Genomic DNA, 1,991 nt, shown 5'->3' with positions numbered 1-1,991 from the left:
CAGGCGCTGGCGCGGCGCCTGGGCGTGGGCCACCTCGAATACCGCTGGCGCGATGCGCCGGAGCAGGCAGGCGCGGCCTGGCTGCAGCGGCCCCTGTACGCGACGTTCCGCCGTCCGCTGCACCTTGATGACGAGCAAAACCTGCTGGCCATCCCCCGCAAGCAGCGCGCCGTCGTGCGCAAGGGCATCGCCAACGGCTTGCACAGCGCCATCGACCATGATCTCGACCGTTTCTACCCGATTTACGCGGACAGCGTGCACCGGCTGGGCACGCCCGTCTTCGCGCGCCGCCATTTCGCCCTGCTGCGCAGCGTGTTCGGCGACGCTTGCGACATCCTCACCGTGTACCACGGCGTGCAGGCGCAGGCCAGCGTACTCGCGTTCTACTTCCGCGACGAAGTGCTGCCCTACTACGGCGGCGGCGCCTTGCTGGCGCGCAGCACGGGCGCCAACGACTTCATGTACTGGGAAGTGATGCGCCGCGCGGCCGCGCGCGGCTGCCGCCTGTTCGATTTCGGCCGCAGCAAGCTGGGCACGGGCGCCTGGGACTTCAAGAAAAACTGGGGTTTTGTTCCGCAGCCGCTGCCCTACGCCTACAAGCTGGTGCGCGCCACGGCCTTGCCCGAGGTCAATCCGCTCAATCCCCGATACGCGCTGTTCATCCGCGCCTGGCGCCGCCTGCCGCTGCCGCTGGCCAACCTGCTGGGGCCGCACATCGTGCGGCAGCTGGGCTAAGCAAGGGAACACACCATGCGCGAACTGCTCTTCCTCGTCCACCGCCTGCCGTATCCGCCCGACAAGGGCGACAAAATACGCTCGTGGCACATGCTGCAATACCTGAGCCGGCATTTCCGCGTGCACCTGGGCTGCTTCATCGACGACGACGACGACTGGCGGCACGCGAAAGCCGTCGCCTCCCTGTGCGCCAGCACGCGCTTCATTGGCCTGCGGCGCGGCGCGGCCCGCTGGCGCGCGGCGCAGGCGCTGCTGGCGCGGCAAGCCATGAGCGTGCACTATTACCGCGACGCCCGGCTGCTGCAATGGGTGGACGGCGTGATATCGAGCGGCAAGGTGCGCCACGCCGTCGCCTATTCCGGGCCCATGGCGCAATACATCGACGGCAGCGCGGGCCGCTCCCTGCACCGCGTGATCGATTTCGTCGACGTCGATTCCGACAAGTGGCGCCAGTACGGCGACAGCAAGCCCTGGCCCCTGTCGCAGCTGTACCGCCACGAAGCCCGCCTGCTGCTGCAGTACGAACGCCATATCGCGCAGCAGTTCACGGCCGCCAGTTTCGTCTCGCCGGCCGAGGCGGCCCTGTTCCGCCAGTGCGCCCCCATGGCGCGCCGCAAGACGGGGCATTTCAACAACGGTGTCGACGCCGTGTATTTCGCCCCGGCCGCGGCGGCGGCGGCGCCGGGCCCGTACGCGCCCGGCGCGCAAGTGCTGGTGTTTACGGGCGCCATGGATTACTGGCCGAATATCGACGCCGTGCAATGGTTCGTGCGCCATGTGTGGCCCGCCCTGCGGCGCCAGTTCCCGCAGCTGCAGTTCTACATCGTTGGCAGCCGGCCGGCGCCCGCCGTCACGGCGCTGGCCAKGGTGGCCGGCGTGACGGTGACGGGCAAGGTGCCCGACATCCGCCCCTACCTGGCGGGCGCGGCCCTGGCCGTGGCGCCCCTGCGCATCGCCCGCGGCGTGCAGAACAAGGTGCTTGAAGCGATGGCAATGGGCAAGATCGTGCTGGCCACGCCGCAGGCGCTCGAAGGCATCGCCGCCCAGCCGGGCCTGGAATTGCTGCTGGCGCGCGACGACATCGAATTCATCCACCACGCGGCGCGCGTGCTGTGCAAGCAGCGCGACGGCGACGGCGGCGCCGCGATCGGCGCGGCGGCGCGCCAGCTGGTGCTGCAGGACCATGACTGGGAGAAAAACCTGCAGGGACTGGGCGCCATGCTGGGCCTGGGCGGCGGCGGGCCGGGCGCGGGACG

General features: G+C 69.9%; 2 protein-coding genes. Both read left to right on the top strand.

The features are described 5' to 3' along the window. Nucleotides 1-735 (top strand): FemAB family XrtA/PEP-CTERM system-associated protein (locus CBW50_RS28310; protein ID WP_139842710.1); only part of this gene is annotated, 735 nt, incomplete at its 5' end. Nucleotides 736-750: 15 nt separating this feature from the next. Further along, nucleotides 751-1,991: TIGR03087 family PEP-CTERM/XrtA system glycosyltransferase (locus CBW50_RS28305; protein WP_139842708.1), on the top strand; the 1,241-nt coding region annotated here is incomplete at its 3' end.

The organism is Janthinobacterium sp. GW458P (genome assembly GCF_002127585.1).
GTDB lineage: Bacteria > Pseudomonadota > Gammaproteobacteria > Burkholderiales > Burkholderiaceae_D > Janthinobacterium.
This window is presented reverse-complemented; position numbering and strand designations above follow the sequence as displayed.